Annotated in this window: 13 protein-coding genes and 1 tRNA gene; 10 read left to right on the top strand and 4 right to left on the bottom strand. The window is 68.9% G+C overall.

Translation table 11 applies throughout. From position 1 onward, the window contains the following. Position 1: 1 nt before the first annotated feature. Positions 2-1,018, bottom strand: coding sequence for a D-2-hydroxyacid dehydrogenase family protein (locus KS03_RS16890; protein ID WP_015877328.1), 1,017 nt, complete (start codon positions 1,016-1,018; stop codon positions 2-4). A gap of 382 nt (positions 1,019-1,400) precedes the next feature. On the opposite strand from KS03_RS16890, the gene KS03_RS16885 reads away from it, so the two are divergent. Next, a complete protein-coding gene (locus KS03_RS16885; RefSeq protein ID WP_015877327.1) occupies positions 1,401-2,459 on the top strand; it encodes a LysR family transcriptional regulator in 1,059 nt (352 codons plus the stop codon). A gap of 160 nt (positions 2,460-2,619) precedes the next feature. On the opposite strand, the gene KS03_RS16880 is transcribed toward KS03_RS16885, so the two are convergent. From KS03_RS16880 to dprA, 3 genes are all read right to left on the bottom strand, one after another. Beyond that, complete coding sequence (locus tag KS03_RS16880; RefSeq protein ID WP_015877326.1) at positions 2,620-5,274, bottom strand: DNA topoisomerase III; 2,655 nt, start codon at positions 5,272-5,274, stop codon at positions 2,620-2,622. Between the two features lie 230 nt (positions 5,275-5,504). Next, positions 5,505-5,885: a thioredoxin family protein gene (locus KS03_RS16875; protein WP_015877325.1), complete on the bottom strand. Its 381-nt coding sequence runs from the start codon at positions 5,883-5,885 to the stop codon at positions 5,505-5,507. Beyond that, complete coding sequence (dprA, locus tag KS03_RS16870; RefSeq protein ID WP_015877324.1) at positions 5,873-7,210, bottom strand: DNA-processing protein DprA; 1,338 nt, start codon at positions 7,208-7,210, stop codon at positions 5,873-5,875. The genes KS03_RS16875 and dprA overlap by 13 nt, the downstream gene beginning before the upstream one ends. A gap of 230 nt (positions 7,211-7,440) precedes the next feature. Here dprA and def point away from each other — a divergent pair, with 230 nt between their 5' ends. The 9 genes from def (at position 7,441) to KS03_RS16825 (ending at position 16,335) form a co-directional block, all read left to right on the top strand. Next, positions 7,441-7,944: a peptide deformylase gene (def, locus tag KS03_RS16865; RefSeq protein WP_015877323.1), complete on the top strand. Its 504-nt coding sequence runs from the start codon at positions 7,441-7,443 to the stop codon at positions 7,942-7,944. 23 nt (positions 7,945-7,967) lie between these two features. Further along, positions 7,968-8,951, top strand: a complete 984-nt coding sequence (gene fmt / locus KS03_RS16860) for a methionyl-tRNA formyltransferase (RefSeq protein WP_015877322.1) — start codon at positions 7,968-7,970, stop codon at positions 8,949-8,951. Positions 8,952-9,176: 225 nt separating this feature from the next. Continuing rightward, complete coding sequence (locus KS03_RS16855) at positions 9,177-9,821, top strand: LysE family translocator (RefSeq protein WP_015877321.1); 645 nt, start codon at positions 9,177-9,179, stop codon at positions 9,819-9,821. Between the two features lie 133 nt (positions 9,822-9,954). Next, entirely contained in the window at positions 9,955-10,812 is an 858-nt protein-coding gene (gene htpX, locus KS03_RS16850; RefSeq protein WP_015877320.1) for a zinc metalloprotease HtpX, read from the top strand. Positions 10,813-11,068: 256 nt separating this feature from the next. Beyond that, positions 11,069-12,520, top strand: coding sequence for a 16S rRNA (cytosine(967)-C(5))-methyltransferase RsmB (gene rsmB, locus KS03_RS16845; protein ID WP_015877319.1), 1,452 nt, complete (start codon positions 11,069-11,071; stop codon positions 12,518-12,520). Beyond that, the gene (locus KS03_RS16840) at positions 12,517-13,107 is read left to right on the top strand and encodes a DUF4390 domain-containing protein (RefSeq protein ID WP_015877318.1); all 591 of its coding nucleotides are present in this window, start codon (positions 12,517-12,519) and stop codon (positions 13,105-13,107) included. Before rsmB ends, KS03_RS16840 begins: the two co-directional genes overlap by 4 nt. After that, positions 13,097-15,508 (top strand): sensor histidine kinase EsaS, encoded by a 2,412-nt coding sequence (esaS, locus tag KS03_RS16835; RefSeq protein ID WP_015877317.1) that lies wholly within the window; start codon positions 13,097-13,099, stop codon positions 15,506-15,508. The genes KS03_RS16840 and esaS overlap by 11 nt, the downstream gene beginning before the upstream one ends. After that, a complete protein-coding gene (esaR, locus tag KS03_RS16830) occupies positions 15,509-16,198 on the top strand; it encodes a response regulator transcription factor EsaR (RefSeq protein WP_015877316.1) in 690 nt (229 codons plus the stop codon). Positions 16,199-16,259: 61 nt separating this feature from the next. After that, positions 16,260-16,335: transfer RNA gene (locus tag KS03_RS16825), tRNA-Phe, on the top strand. Positions 16,336-16,484 lie beyond the last annotated feature (149 nt).

Below are 16,484 nucleotides of genomic sequence, written 5' to 3'. Positions count from 1 at the left end.
CCTAGCGCCGATTGCGTCCGCCCGTCAGCGCTTCCGGATTCGCGACGCTCGTCGTGTCGCCGCTGTCGAAGGCGAGGATGTTGCGGAACGCGGCGCCGAAATACAGCTCGTAGCTCTCGCGCTCGACATAGCCGATGTGCGGCGTGCAGATCACGTTCTCCATGCGCAGCAGGCTGTAGCCCTGCAGGATCGGCTCGCTCTCGAACACGTCGATGGCGACCATGCCGGGGCGGTTGTTGGCCAGTGCGTTGACGAGCGCGCTCTCCTCCAGCAACTCGGCGCGGCTCGTGTTCACGAACAGCGAGGTCGGCTTCATCCGCATCAGGTCGTCCTGCTTGACGATGCCGCGCGTGTCGTCGTTCAGGCGCAGTTGCAGCGTCAGGATGTCGGCCTGCTCGAAGAACGCCTCGCGGCTCTCGGCGGCCAGATAGCCGTCGCTGCGCGCGCGTTCGAGCGACGGCTCGCGGCCCCAGATCATCACGTTCATGCCGAACGCCTTGCCGTAGCCGGCCAGCAACTGGCCGATCTTGCCGTAGCCCCAGATGCCGAGCGTCTGGCCGCGCAGCACCTGGCCGAGGCCGAAGTTCGGCGGCATCGCCGAGGTCTTCAGGCCCGATTGCTGCCAGGCGCCCTGCTTCAGATTGGCGACATACTGCGGAATCCTGCGCTGGGCGGCCATGATCAGCGCCCAGGTCAGCTCGGCGGGCGCGACGGGCGAGCCGGTGCCTTCGAGCACGGCGATGCCGCGCTCGGTGCAGGCGTCCATGTCGATATGGCTCGAAACCTTGCCGGTCTGGCTGATCATGCGCAGATGCGGTAGCTTTGCGAGCAGTTGAGAGGTGATGTGAGTGCGTTCGCGGATCAGGACCAGCGCTTCGACTTCGGTGAGCCGGCTGGCGAGCTGGCCAAGCCCGCGCACCGTGTTGTTGAAGACCTTGACTTCGTGATCGGCGAGCAGCTCGAAACAGTTGAGCTTGCGGACGGCGTCCTGATAGTCGTCGAGGATGGCTATTTTCATGAAGTATTCGAGAGCGGCACGGAAAAACGGATGCGCCGGGCGCGCGACCCGGCGGCCCGAGCGGCGGGCCGTCATGATCTTATGCCGCCGCCCCGGCAGGTGTATCGCTTTTTAACAGCTTGTTACGGGCCGCCCCTGCGCCATTGGCCATTCGCGACGGCTGCCACCGTTGGCATTGGCGAGAAAATCGGCGAATTTGGCACCAATTGTTTCTGTTGTCGGAATAATTAGATGAAATTCAGTGGTACGCCCCGTCGGATCGAACATTTTTTATGAAATTTGCAACCTTCGGCGGCAACTGTGCATCAAATGCGCTGTCGTAGGAAAATTACGCATTTGCTAGACAATTTTGAAGCTGTAATGCACAGCGGCGGGAGTGGTTATGGATCATCTGCAGTCGATGCGAGTGTTCGTCAAGGTGGCGGATCTGGGCAGCTTCGCGCGAGCGGCCAGTGCGATGGATATCTCGAACGCCGTGGCCACGCGCCACGTTGCCGATCTCGAAGGCCGGCTCGGCACCCGGTTGCTGAACCGGACGACGCGCAGCCTTTCCCTGACCGAATCCGGCCAGGTCTATCTCGAGCGGGCTCGCCAGATTCTCGACGAACTCGAGGACGTCGAGCAGATGGTGGTCGCGCGCAACCACGAACCGGTCGGCACCTTGCGGATCGTCGCGCCGGTGGTGTTCGGGCTGCACAATCTCGCGCCCGTGCTGCAAACCTATACCCAGCGCTATCCGAAGGTCGTCCCCGACCTCACGCTGGTCGACCGGCAGGTCGATCTGGTCGAGGAGGGCTTCGACGTCGGCGTCGTGATCGCGCGGCAGATGCGCAGCGCTAGCATCGTCACGCGGCGCCTGACCACAGGTTGCATGACGGTCTGCGCGACGCCGGCTTATCTGGAAAAGCATGGCGTGCCAACCCATCCCGAGCATCTGATGGAGCATCCGTCCCTGAGCCTGCCGTCCGAATACTGGGGCGACGAGCGTGTTTTCACGGGGCCGGACGGCGAGGTGCGGGTGCGGCCGACCAACGTGGTGGTTGCCAACAACACCGAAATGCTGCGCCAGTTCGCACTGCTCGGCATGGGCATCGCGATGCTGCCGAGCTATCTGATCGGCGGCGACACGGCACGCGGCAAGCTGGTGCGCCTGCTGCCCGACTACCGTCTGCCGCAGGTCGAGATCAACGTCGCCTACCCGAGCCGCCGCCACCTGCCGGCCAAGGTGCGCACGTTCATCGACCATCTGGTCGAGCACTTCAGCCACTCGCCGGAAACGGCCTTAGGCGAGCAATGGGTCGCGCACGGCGGCCTGCAGCCGCCGTCCGAGCCCGCTGCACCGGGCGCTGCGGTGAGCGGCACGCGTCCGGCCGCCGGCCCGTCGATGCCGGCGCCGCTGCCGAAGGCGCGCCAGCGCGCGACCGCGCCGACTCCGCTGTAAGCCGTGGCGGCCGAATGGCCGCCTGCTGCTCAAGCGAAAACGCACTGCCCGTGAGGGCAGTGCGTTTTTTCATGGCGTCGGTCGGCGAGGCGGCGGAAACCGCCGGCGAGGGCACCGCGCGTTGCAGCAGGGCGCCGCGCGCGGCGCCCTGCTGCGCCCATTAGGAGCCGGTCTTGCGAGCCGGCGTCTTTTTCGCGGCCGGTGCTTTTTTCGCCGCCGGTGCCTTCTTGGCGGCCGGCGCCTTTTTCGCGGCGGTCTTGCCGGCCGGCGCGGCGCCGTCTTCCGTCTCGCGCGCGGCACCGTCCTCGTTCGCAGCGGCCCTGGCCGCGGTCTTCTTCGCGGCCGCGCCGGGCTTCGGCTCCTTCTTCTCGAACTCGAAGCCGATCTTGCCGTCCGGCTGCTTGACGAGGAACGCCTTGAAGTTGCGGCCGGTGCGCGACGACTTGAAGTTCGGCAGCAGGTCGGTACGGCCGTCGGACAGCAGTTTCGCCATCTGCTCGCGCGCGATTTCCTGCTGCAGGATCACCTTGCCGGAGCGGAAGTCGCAGGTCTTCGGGTTCGCGACCGAGTTCTCGCAAACATAGCTCATGCCGTGCTCGAACACGCGAGCCTGGCACTTCGGGCAGGCGCCCACCGGCTCCTGCGTCGAGAAGTCGGGCGCCTCGCCGTCCTCGCCGCCCTGGTCCTGACCGAAATCGAACTCGAGCTTGTAGTTCTTCGTCTCGTCGTCGAACGACAGCTTGAGGATCGCCGAGAACGGCCGCCCCATCTTGCTGCGGAAGCCTGACAGCGGGCCGATTTCCTTTTTCTGCAGCAGCTCCTCGACCTCGGCGATCTCGAACTGGCGGCTGCCCGGGATCTTCGAGATCGAGAAGTCGCACTTCGTGCAGGCGAAGCGGCGATAGTTCTCCTTCACCTGGCCGCCGCAGTTCGGGCATGGCGTCTCGAGCGTCGCGTAGTCGCCCGGGATCGTGTCCGAATCGTATTCCTTGGCGCGCTTGACGATGGTCTGCGTCATGCGCGCGATTTCCTGCATGAACGCGTCGCGCGGAAGGTTGCCGCGCTCCATCTGCGACAGCTTGTACTCCCATTCACCCGTCAGCTCGGGCGCGGTCAGCTCGCGCACGCCGAGCCCGCGCAGCAGCGTCATCAGCTGGAACGCCTTGGCGGTCGGGATCAGCTCGCGGCCTTCGCGCAGCAGGTATTTCTCGCCGAGCAGCCCTTCGATGATGGCCGCGCGCGTGGCTGGCGTGCCGAGGCCCTTGGCGGCCATCGCCTCGCGCAGCTCGTCGTCCTCGACCAGCTTGCCCGCGCCTTCCATCGCCGAGAGCAGCGTCGCTTCCGAGTAGCGCGCGGGCGGCTTGGTGACGAGCGCGTGCGCGGCGATCTTGTCGGTCTTGACCTTCTCGTCCTTCTGCACCGGCACGAGGTTGGCGTCGGCGCCCTCGGCGTCGCGGCCGTACACCTGCAGCCAGCCCGGCTCGACCAGCACCTTGCCCTCGGTCTTGAAGTGATGGCCGGCCACCTCGGTGATGCGCGTCGTGACCTTGTACTCGGCAGCCGGGAAGAACACGGCGAGGAAGCGCTTGACCACCAGGTCGTAGAGCTTCTGCTCGGGCTCGGACAGCGCCTTCGGCGCCTGCAGCGTCGGGATGATGGCGAAGTGGTCGCTGATCTTGGTGTTGTCGAAGATCCGCTTGTTCGGCTTGACCCAGCCCTTGTCGAGCACCTGCTTGGCGTGCGGCAGGTAGTTGTTGCTTTCCTTGAGCATCTCGAGCGTCGACTTCACGGTGCCGAGGTAGTCCTCCGGCAGCGCGCGCGCGTCGGTACGCGGGTAGGTCAGCACCTTGTGCTTTTCATACAAGGCCTGGGCGAGGCCGAGCGTGTTCTTGGCCGAGAAGCCGAAGCGGCTGTTCGCCTCGCGCTGCAGGCTCGTCAGGTCGTACAGCAGCGGCGAGAGCTGGGTCGACGGCTTCGATTCCTCGCTGACCACGCCGATCTGGCCGCGGCAGGCGGCCACGATCGTCTCGGCAGCCGGCAGGCTCCAGAGCCGCGAGTCGCGCTTCTCGGGATCGTGCTCGTCGCGCTTGAATTTGGGGTCGTACCAGCGTCCCTCGTAGAAGCCGCCCGCGCAGACGAACTCGGCGCGCACTTCCCAGTAGTCGCGCGGCACGAAACGGCGGATCTTCTCCTCGCGCTCGACGACGATCGACAGCGTGGGCGTCTGCACCCGGCCGACGGTGGTCAGGAAGAAGCCGCCGCCCTTGCTGTTGAAGGCGGTCATCGCGCGCGTGCCGTTGATGCCGACCAGCCAGTCCGCCTCCGAGCGGCAGCGCGCCGCGTCGGCGAGCGGCTGCATGTCCTCGTCGCTGCGCAGTTTCGCGAACCCGTCGCGGATCGCGGCCGGCGTCATCGATTGCAGCCACAGGCGCCGGACCGGCTGCTTGGCCTTCGCGTGCTGCGCGATCAGGCGGAAAATCAGCTCGCCCTCGCGCCCCGCGTCACAGGCGTTGATCAGCAGGTCCACGTCCTTGCGCTTGATCAGCTTCGTCAGGACCTTCAGCCGCGATTCGCTTTTTGCGATCGGATTGAGGTCGAAATGCGGGGGGATGACGGGCAGATGCGCGAAACTCCACTTGCCGCGCTTGACCTCGTACTCCTCGGGCGCTGCGATCTCGAGCAAGTGGCCGACCGCGGACGACAGGACGTACTCGTCGCTTTCGAAGTATTCGTCATGCTTGGTAAAGCCGCCCAGGGCGCGCGCGATGTCGTTCGCGACAGAAGGCTTTTCCGCAATGATCAGTGCTTTGGACATGACTCGTGTTGGTTGGGTAGACCGGAGGGCCGCCTGACGGCCCATTTACGACGGCTTTATAGCATACGGCGCCGGCCTGTCACGCGGCTCGTGTAAAAAGCGGGTCATCATAAGTGGGGGCCGGAGTGCCGGCAAGCCCGCCGGATTGCCCGGCGGCGCGGGCCTGTCGATCCGGCCGGCGGCCTCGGCGGGGCGGTTTGCGCGGCCTAGGGCCACGGCCCGGCGGCGGCTCAAACGGCGACGTCGAGCAGATTGCGCAGCTTCGGCGCGTGGGCGACGCCCGGGATCGCCGTGAGATCGGCGAGCATCCGCTCGACGATTGCGCCGTGCGGCAGCACCGTGCCGAAGAAACGCACGGCCCTGGCGTCCTCGATCAGGAGCGTCGGGAAATTCTCGACGTCGAATTCGTCGAGCCGGTCGGCATGGGTTTCGATATCGATCCAGACGAAGCAAGCCTGCGGATGCGCGGCCGCGAGCCGTTCGAAGACCCCGGCGTAGTCGCGGCAAGTGCCGCACCACTCGGCGCACAGGCAGGCGACGAGCAGCGCGTCCGGGTCTCGAAGGCGCTCGGCGATCCGATCTGCATCGGTATCGAGATTCAGCGCGGGCATGACGATTCCTTGCGTGAGGGCGGCGGCGCGGGCTGCGCCTTGTCGCCGGAATGTAGCACGGTGGCCGAAACGCCGGACGGGGGCGGATCAAGCCGCTGGTAGCGGTCGCCGGGCAGGCTGGCCACCCGGCCGGCCAGCTCGAGCCGCAGCAGCAGGTGCGGCAGCGTGTCGGCGGCGAGGCCGGCTCGCGAGGCCAGCAGGTCGGCCGGGACCGGGCCGTGGCCGAGCGCGTCGAGCAGCGCGAGCGCCTCGGGTGGCAGCGATTCGACGCCGGCGCAATCAGGCGCGGCGCCAGTGCCGTCACGTCCGGGCGATTGCGCGGCTTCGTTATTATTTGACCCCGTTTTTTCGCGGCGCGGCCGTTTCCCGGCGGCGCGAAAACGCGTGCCCGAATCGGCCGCGGCCGCGGCCGGCCGGGCCAGCTCCTGCACGGTGATGCCGAATTCCTCGAGTATGTCGGACGGGGTTTCGACGAGCTTCGCGCCGTCGCGGATCAGGGCGTGGCAGCCGCGCGCGAGCGGTGCGTGGATCGAGCCGGGCAGCGCGAACACGTCGCGGCCGATGTCGTTGGCCACGCGCGCGGTGATCAGCGAGCCCGAACGCGGCGCGGCCTCGACCACCAGCACGCCGTCGCAGAGCGCGGCGATCAGCCGATTGCGCTGCGGGAAGTTCGCGGCGCGCGCCGGCGTGCCGAGCGGCCATTCGGACAGCACGGCACCGTGCTGCGCGATCGCCTCGGCAAGGAGGTGGTGTGCGGCCGGATAGACACGGTCGACGCCGGTGCCGACGACGGCGACGGTGCCCGCCGCGCTATCGAGCGCGCCGCGATGCGCGGCCGCGTCGATGCCGCGCGCGAGGCCCGAGACGACCACGAGCCCGGCCGCGGCGAGCGCCCGCGCGAACCAGGCGGCGTCGGCGCGGCCCTGAGGCGTGGCGAGCCGGCTGCCGACGATCGCCACCGCGCGCCGCTTGAGCCGTGCCGCGTCGCCCTTTACATATAGCAGCGGCGGCGGATCGTAGAGCATCGCGAAACGCGGCGGATAGTCGGCGTCGTGGCGCGTGACGAGCCGGTGGCCGGGTATCGCGAGCCACGCTCGCACGGCATCCGCCTCGGCGTCCAGCGCGGCGGCGCGCGGCGCGTGGACCGCCCGCGCGGCCGCCTCGCCGGCGAGGCTCGCGAGCGCCGCGTGATCGGCGTCGACGAGTGCCTCGATCGAATCGAAGGCCTGCAGCAGCGTTTCGCGGGCCGGCGCCGGCAGGCCGGATGCGGAGGCCAGATGCAGCCAGGCGGCGAGGGCCTCGCGCGTGAGCGGCGCTGCGCTCATCGGCGCCGCCCGACGCGGCGCCAGCGGCCCGAAAGCCGCCATGCTAGAATTTTCGTCATTCGAAATAAAACGAACGGTCGCGCGCACGAGCCCGCGGCGTTGGGCTGCGCGGTGGATTCCGCGCGACTCCGGCTTCATTTTGCGGATCCCGCTACGGCCCGGCCAGTCGGCCGGACGGCCGAGCCGGCCGGCGCGCAAGGCCGCACCAACCGCTTTCCGAAACGAACATCATGGCGCTTCTGAATATCCTGCATTACCCCGACAAACGGCTGCACAAGGTGGCCAAACCCGTGGCGGTCGTCGACGACCGGATCCGCAAGCTCGTCGCCGACATGGCCGAGACCATGTACGCGGCGCCCGGCATCGGCCTCGCGGCGACCCAGGTCGACGTCCACGAGCGTGTGATCGTGATCGACACGTCCGAGGACAAGAACGAGCTGCGCGTGTTCATCAACCCAGAGATCGTCTGGTCGAGCGACGGCAAGCAGATCTACGAGGAAGGCTGCCTCTCGGTGCCGGGCGTCTACGACGAGGTCGAGCGGCCCGATCACGTGCGCGTGCGCGCGCTCGACGTGCAGGGCCAGCAGTTCGAACTCGACTGCGAGGGCCTGCTGGCCGTGTGCGTGCAGCACGAGATGGATCACCTGCTCGGCCGCGTGTTCGTGCAGTACCTGTCGCCGCTCAAGCAGAACCGCATCAAGTCCAAGATGAAGAAGCTCGAACGCGCGATGTGACGCCCGTGATTGATCGATCCTCCATGACTCATTCGCTGCGCGTCATCTTCGCCGGTACGCCGGAATTCGCCGCGGCGGCGCTCGCCGCCATCCACGAGGCCGGCTTCGCGGTGCCGCTGGTGCTGACCCAGCCCGACCGGCCGGCCGGGCGCGGCATGAAATTGCAGGCGAGCGCGGTCAAGCGCTACGCACTCGATCACGGCATGCCGGTCGCGCAGCCGCCGTCGCTGCGTCGTACCGGCAAGTACCCGGCCGAGGCCGCCGAGGCGCTCGACAGGTTGCGCGCGACGCCGCACGACGTGATGGTGGTGGCCGCCTACGGGCTGCTGCTGCCGCAGGAGGTGCTCGAGATGCCGCCGCGCGGCTGTATCAATATCCACGCGTCGCTGCTGCCGCGCTGGCGCGGCGCGGCGCCGATCCATCGAGCACTCGAGGCCGGCGACGCGCAGACGGGCGTCACGCTGATGCAGATGGACGTCGGGCTCGACACCGGCGCGATGCTGTCCGAGGGGCGCGTCGCGATCGCGGCCGACGAGACCACCGCGTCGCTGCATGACAAGCTCGCGCAAACCGGCGCGCGGCTGATCGTCGAGGCGCTCGTGCAGCTCGAACGCGACGGCGAGCTGGCCGCGACGCCGCAGCCTGCCGACGGCGTCACCTATGCCGAGAAGATCGGCAAGCACGAGGCGGCGCTCGACTGGCGCGAGCCGGCCGCCGTGCTGGCGCGCCGGATCCGCGCGTTCGACCCGTTCCCGGGCGGCGCCGGCACGCTCGACGGCACGGTGATCAAGCTGTGGGCGGCCGAGCCCGTCGTCGCGAGCGGCGCGGCCGAGCCGGGCACGATCGTGGAGGCCGGCGCCGGCGGCGTCGTGATCGCGTGCGGCGAGGGCGCGCTGCGCGTCACGCAACTGCAGAAGCCGGGCGGCAAGCGCCTGCCCGCGCGAGAGTTTCTCGCCGGCGCGCCGCTCGCGGCCGGCCAGCGTTTCGCGCTGCCCGAGGCCGGTTGAAGACGGCCGCGCGGCCGGTGTAGCGCCGCGCCGGCGGCCGCCGCATCGCTCAAGAATCGGCGCACCGCATCGTAATCCGGCCCCGATTCGCGCCGCGGTGCGAAGCCGGCTCCGTGCCGAGCCCGGCGCCGCGCGAATGCGCCGCGTTCGGCTTCCTCCACCTTCATATACCGTCCCGTCCGCGCGTAGAATGCGAACGTCATTCACGCGGCTGCAGGCACCTCCATGCTCGGTATCACCCATTTCGGTTTCTTCTTGCTGGCCGTGTTCCTGCTGAACGTCACGCCCGGCCCCGACACCGCCTACATCATCGGCCGCAGCGTCGCGCAGGGCCGCGGTGCCGGGCTGGTTTCGGCGGCCGGCATCGCCACCGGCTGCGGCATCCACTCGCTCGCCTGCGCGTTCGGGCTGACCGCGCTGATCGCGGCATCCCCGGCCGCGTTCACGGTAATCAAGTTCGCGGGCGCCGCGTACCTGATCTACCTCGGCGTGAGGCTCGCGTTCACGAAGCCCGCCGCGCCCGGCGCGGCTCGGCCGGCGGCGCAATCCGGTCCCGCGCGGCCGCTGCGCCAGCTGTTCGTGCAGGGCGTCACCACCAACCTGCTCAATCCGAAGGTGGTGCTGTTCTTCGTCTCGTTCTTCCCGCAGTTCGTCGCCGCCGACAGCGCCCACAAGACGCTCGCGTTCCTCGTGCTGGGCGGCGTGTTCGTGCTGCAGGGGCTGGCCTGGAGCGCGCTCGTCGCCTGGGCCGCCGGCAGCCTCACGCGCCGTCTCGGCGGCAACGCGGCCGTGAAGAAATGGCTCGACCGCCTGGTGGGCGGCGCGTTCGTGGGCCTCGGGCTGCGCCTCGCGGCCGCCACGCAGCGCTGATTACACGCGTAACGCGCCGCTAATTTCGAGATATTGAATTTTCCGCGCGCAGCCTTATCTAACGAATCGCTTACAATTTCTCGGCGGCGCGCCACGGATGCCGCCGCGTATGGTTTCGATCAAGGAGTCGACTATGTTCAACTGGGTCAAGACGGCAATGCTGATGGCCGCGATCACGGCCCTCTTCATCGTGATCGGCGGGATGATCGGCGGGTCGCGCGGCATGGCGATCGCGCTGCTGATCGCGCTGGGCATGAATTTCTTCTCGTACTGGTTCTCGGACAAGATGGTCCTGCGCATGTACAACGCGCAGGAAGTGGACGAGGCCACGGCGCCGCAGTTCTACCGGATGGTGCGCGAGCTGGCCACGCGCGCGAACCTGCCGATGCCGCGCGTCTACCTGATCGACGAGGCCGCGCCGAACGCCTTCGCGACCGGGCGTGATCCCGAGCACGCGGCGGTGGCGGCCACCACCGGCATCCTGCGCGTGCTGTCCGAGCGCGAGATGCGCGGCGTGATGGCCCACGAGCTTGCGCACGTGAAGCACCGCGACATCCTGATCTCGACGATCTCGGCGACCATGGCCGGCGCGATCTCGGCGCTCGCCAACTTCGCGATGTTCTTCGGCGGGCGCGACGAGAACGGCCGCCCGACCAACCCGATCGCCGGCATCGCGGTGGCGCTGCTCGCGCCGATCGCCGGCGCGTTGATCCAGATGGCGATCTCGCGTGCGCGCGAGTTCGAGGCGGACCGCGGCGGCGCCCAGATCTCGGGCGACCCGCAGGCGCTCGCGACGGCGCTCGACAAGATCCATCGCTATGCGTCGGGCATCCCGTTCCAGACGGCCGAGGCGCATCCGGCCACGGCGCAGATGATGATCATGAACCCGCTGTCGGGTGGCAGCATCCAGAACCTGTTCTCGACCCACCCGGCCACCGAGGAGCGCATCGCGCGCCTGATGGAAATGGCGCGCACCGGCCGCTTCGACTGAGTAGCCGGCGCCGGCAGCCTCGCGGCCCGGCGTCGTGCCGACGGCAGGCGGTATCCGGGCGGCCCGGCGGCGCATCGCGCGTCGCCGGGCCGTCGGCATTTGCGCGGCGCCGGCTCCAGGCAGGCGGGGGGATGCGGCGCGGCCGGCGGTTTTTCCGGCCGGCGCGGTGCGCCCGGCGCGCTACAATGCTCGGCTTGACGCCGTGCTCGTCCGGAGCGCGGCCCGCGTCGTGCCGGCGCGCTCGCTTGCGTACCCGATGACCCAGCCTCGTCCTTCCCGCCCGTCCCGTTCCCGCCAGCCGAAGCCGTCGACGCCGCCGGCGGCCGCATCCGGCGCGCCCGCCGCGCGCGCGCTGCGCCTGTCGCCGCTGCATCTGCCGCCCGATTCACTCGGCTTTGCGCTCGACGGTGCGGCCCGCGCGGTCACGGCGGTCTCGCACGGCACGGCGCTGCCCGCCGCGCTCGCGGCGGTGCAGGCCGCGCAGCCGGCCGCCTCGCGGCCGACCTCGCGCGGCGCGATCCAGGACATCGCGTACCGCACCATGCGCCGGCTCGGCACCAGCGACTGGCTGATCGGCACGCTGGTCGGCAAGGCGCCGCCCGAGCACGTGCGCGCGCTGCTTGCCTGCGCGTTCGCGCTGCTCGTCGACGCGCCCGCCGAGGCTGCCTACACGCCGTTCACGGTGGTCGACCAGGCGGTGAGCGCGATCGGCGCGCGGCGCGAGTTCGCGTTCGCGAAGGGGCTCGTCAACGCGGTGCTGCGCCGTTTCCTGCGCGAGCGCGAAACGCTCGTCGCGCAAGCGCAGGCCGATCGTGTCGCGCGCTGGAACTATCGTCCGTGGTGGATCGAGGCGCTCGAGCGGGCCTGGCCCGATGACTGGCAGGCGATCCTCGCGGCCGGCGACCTGGCCGGCCCGCTGACGCTGCGCGTGAACGCCCGGCAGGCGAGCGTCGCGGCCTATCTCGCGACGCTGCGCGAGCAGGGCATCGATGCGGCCGCGGCCGGCCGCTACGCGGTGCGGCTCGCGGCGCCGCTGCCGGTCGAGCGGATTCCCGGCTTCGCCGACGGCATGGTGTCGGTGCAGGACGCCGGCGCGCAGCTCGCGGCCGAATGGCTCGGCGCGACCGACGGCATGCGCGTGCTCGACGCCTGCGCGGCACCGGGCGGCAAGACCGGGCACTTGCTCGAACTGGCCGACCTCGAGGTGGTGGCGCTCGAGAGCGACGCGTCGCGCGCCACGCGCATCGGCGAGAACCTGGCGCGCCTGAAGCTGGCCGCCGAGGTGCGCGTGGGCGACGCCGGCGCGCCCGAGGGCTGGCACGACGGCCGGCCGTTCGATCGGATCCTCGCCGACGTGCCGTGCTCGGCCTCGGGCATCGTGCGGCGCCATCCCGACATCCGCTGGCTGCGCCGCGAGACCGACATCGCCGCGCTCGTCGCCGAGCAGCGCCGCATCCTGCAGGCGCTCTGGCCGCTGCTGAAGCCGGGCGGCGAGCTGCTGTACGTGACCTGCTCGGTGTTCCCCGAGGAAGGCGAGGCGCAGGCGCGCTGGTTTGAAGGCGCGGTTCAAGATGCGGTACGATTGGACGCGCCCGGGCAGCTGCTGCCGCGGGCCGCCGCGGGCCGGCTGCCGTATCCCGGCCACGACGAGGCCGCGCGGCAGGCCGATCACGACGGATTCTTCTACGCGCGCTTTCAGAAACGGTGACGATCTCCCGCCTCCTTCCACTTCGGTTCGCGGTCGCGCTGCTGGTCGCGATCACGCTGTGCCTCGGCGCCGCCGTGCCCGTCCATGCCGAAACGATCAACGTCCAGCGCGCCTCGCTGCAAGCGGACGGCAGCGGCTGGGCGCTCGACGCGCGCTTCGAGTTCGAGCTGAACGCCAATCTCGAGGATGCCGTCAACAAGGGCATCCCGCTCTACTTCACGACCGACTTCGAGCTGAGCCGCGCGCGCTGGTACTGGTTCGACGAGCAGCCGGTGTCGGTATCGCAGACCATCCGCCTGTCGTTCCAGCCGCTCACGCGCGAATACCGCGTCTCCACGGGCGGGCTCCAGCTCGGCTTCCCGACGCTCAAGGAGGCGCTCGCGGTGGTCCAGCACGTCACCTCGTGGCACGTGATCGACCGCAGCCAGGTGCAGGCGGGCGAGACCTACACCGCCTCGGTGCGCATGCAGCTCGACACGGCGCTGATGCCCAAGCCGTTCCAGGTCGATGCGGTGAACAACCGCGACTGGAGCCTGGTGTCCGAGTGGAAGCGCTTCACCTTCACGGTGGCCGATCATGCGAAATAGCCTGCGCCGGCTCGTGTTCGGCAAGAGCCTGATCGTGCGCGTGATCGTCCTCACGGTGGCGATCACGGCGCTGCTGCTGCTGGTGCTGCTGGCGGCCGCGAGCGCCAATACCGAGTTCTTCGACCGCTACTATTCATGGCTCTACACGGCCAACATCCTGGTCGCGCTGGTGTTCCTGCTGGTGGTGATGGCGCTCGTCGGGATGATCTTCGTGCGGCTGCGGCGCGGCAAGTTCGGCACGCGGCTGCTGGCCAAGCTCGCCGTGTTCTTCGCGCTGGTCGGCGTGGTGCCGGGCGGGATCATCTACATCGTGTCGTACCAGTTCGTCTCGCGCAGCATCGAGTCGTGGTTCGACGTCAACGTCGAGACCGCGCTGACGGCGGGCCTCAACCTGGGCCGCGGCATGCTCGACGCGTCGCTGTCGGACCTGCAGACCAAGGCGCGGCTGATGTCCGAGCAGCTGGCGAGCGCGGACGCCACCACCAACGGCACCACGCTCACGCTGCTGCGGCTGCGCGACCAGTTCGGCGTGCAGGACGCGACCATCGTCGAGCCGGGCCACACCGGCTCGGGCGCGGCGCCCGACCTGCACATCGTGGCGCAGGCCTCGGGCAATTTCGCCGCGCTGATCCCCGACGACATGCCGACCTCGCTGATGCTCGGCCAGGCGCGCGAGCATGGCGGCTACGCGGCGATCGAGGGCGAGGTGGACGGCGATCCGCGCGCGCGCGGATCGAAGGGCGCGCTGCGGCTGCGCGTGGTGCAGCGCATCCCCGATTCGTCGACGGCGCTGCTGCAGCCGGTCGAGCGCTACCTGCAGCTGACGCAGCCGGTCCCGCCCTCGCTCGCGCGCAACGCCGATGCGGTGCAGCGCGCCTACCGCGAGTACCAGGAGAAGTCGCTCGGCCGCAGCGGGCTGCGCAAGATGTACATCGGCACGCTGACGCTCGCGCTGTTCCTCGCCACCTTCATCGCGATGATGATCGCGCTCGCGCTCGGCAACCAGCTCGCGCGGCCGCTGTTCCTGCTCGCGCAGGGCACCAAGGAGGTGGCCGAGGGCGACTACACGCCCAAGCGCGAACTGAAGACGCGCGACGAGCTCGGCTTCCTCACCCAGTCGTTCAACGCGATGACGCGGCAGCTCTCCGAGGCGCGGCTCGCCGTGGAGCGCAACCGCGTCGCGCTCGAACATTCGAAAGCCTACCTCGAGAGCATCCTCGCCAACCTGACGGCCGGCGTGTTCGTGCTCGACCGGCAGTTCCGGCTGACCATCGCGAACCGCGGTGCCGAGCGGATCTTCCGTCAGCCGTTCCAGGCGCAGATCGGCACCGCGCTCGACCGCATCGTGGTGGTGGCCGAGTTCGGCGCGATGGTGAGGAAGGCGTTCGCCGATCGCGAGGCGGCGGGCCAGGGCGGCGGCGAGGATCGCGGCCACTGGCAGCAGCAGTTCGCGGTGGTGGTGCCGGACGAAACCGACCCGCTCACGCTGCTGGTACGGGGCACGCGTCTTGCGTCATCGGTGGCGGGCGAGGCCCACGATCCGCAGACCTCGGGCTACGTCGTGGTGTTCGACGACATCTCCGACGTGATCTCGGCGCAGCGCTCGGTGGCCTGGGGCGAGGTCGCGCGGCGCCTCGCGCACGAGATCAAGAATCCGCTCACGCCGATCCAGCTGTCGGCCGAGCGGCTGCAGATGAAGCTGGCCGACAAGCTCGCCGCGCCCGACGCCGAGGTGCTCAAGCGCGGCGCGACCACCATCGTCAATCAGGTGGCGGCGATGAAGCGCATGGTCGATGATTTTCGCGAATATGCGCGCACGCCGCCCGCGGTGCTCGGCAACCTGCAACTGAACGATCTCGTCAGCGAGGTGCTGACGCTGTACGGTGTGGGCGAAGGCAAGAACATGATCGTGGTCGAGCAGGGGCCGCTGCCGGTGATTCGCGGCGACGCCACGCAACTGCGCCAGGTGATCCACAACCTGCTGCAGAATGCGCAGGATTCGGTGGGCGAGGTCGCGCAGCCCCGTGTGTTGCTCGAAACGAGGGCAGTAGAATATGGCGATCCCGATGCGAACGGCACGAAGCGCATCGCGGTGCGGCTGACGGTGTCCGACAATGGTCCCGGCTTCCCGGCGCGTATCCTCACGCGCGCGTTCGAGCCGTACGTGACGACCAAGGCGAAGGGCACCGGGCTCGGTCTCGCAACGGTGAAGAAGATCGTTGACGAACACGGGGCGCGGATCGATCTGCGCAACCGGATGCAGGGCGAGGTCGTCGAGGGGGCGCAGGTGTCGATCCTGTTCCTGCAACTCGCCGACGACACGACAGGCTCCGAGGGTGGAGCGGACAGCGCAACGGCACCCGCCAAGACAAAAGCAGCAGTGCAGACAAGGGCAGCGTAAATGGCAACCATCCTGGTGGTAGATGATGAAATGGGCATCCGGGAATTGCTCTCGGAAATCCTCGCCGACGAAGGACACGTCGTCGAGGTGGCGGAAAACGCGCAGGCCGCGCGCGAGTATCGCCAGCGTCACGCGCCCGATCTCGTGCTGCTCGATATCTGGATGCCCGATACCGACGGCGTCACGTTGTTGAAGGAGTGGGCGAGCCACGGACAACTGACGATGCCGGTGATCATGATGTCGGGCCACGCGACGATCGACACGGCGGTCGAGGCGACCAAGATCGGCGCGCTCGATTTCCTCGAGAAGCCGATCGCGTTGCAAAAGCTCCTGAAATCGGTCGAGCACGGGCTCGCGCGCGGCGCTGCGCCGGTGCCGCAGCACCCGGCCGTGAAGCCGGCCGCCGGCCCGGCGCCCGTCGCCTCGGCGGCCGCGCTGCCGTCGATCGGCGAGGAAGCGGGCGCCGCGGCCGGGCTCGCGGGCCAGGCCGCCGCGATTCCGTTCGACATCCCGCTGCGCGAGGCGCGCGACGCGTTCGAGCGCGCCTATTTCGAGTACCACCTCGCGCGCGAGAACGGCAGCATGACGCGCGTGGCGGAAAAGACCGGGCTCGAGCGCACGCACCTCTATCGCAAGCTCAAGCAGCTCGGCGTCGAGCTCGGCAAGAAGACGTCCGAAGGCAGCGTTTGAAATTTTTGCGGAAAAGGCTTGCCCTCGATGGGAGGGCTCGCTATAATCTCAATTCTTCGTTGGCCCGGTAGCTCAGTTGGTAGAGCAGCGGATTGAAAATCCGCGTGTCGATGGTTCGATTCCGTCCCAGGCCACCAAGTATTCAAAGGTCCAAAGGCTCCACGGCTTTTGGACCTTTTCCTTTTTCCGGAACGGGAAGCGGGCGCGCGGGTTGCTTGCGCGAGTCGTGGCGCGCCACGCGCGCGGCACCGGGCGCAGGCGCGGGCCGCATGATAAAATCCCTGCC

It is taken from the genome of Burkholderia glumae LMG 2196 = ATCC 33617 (assembly GCF_000960995.1).
Classification (GTDB): Bacteria; Pseudomonadota; Gammaproteobacteria; order Burkholderiales; family Burkholderiaceae; genus Burkholderia; species Burkholderia glumae.
Note: the sequence above shows the minus strand (reverse complement) of the source record. Positions and strands in the feature narration are given on the sequence as shown.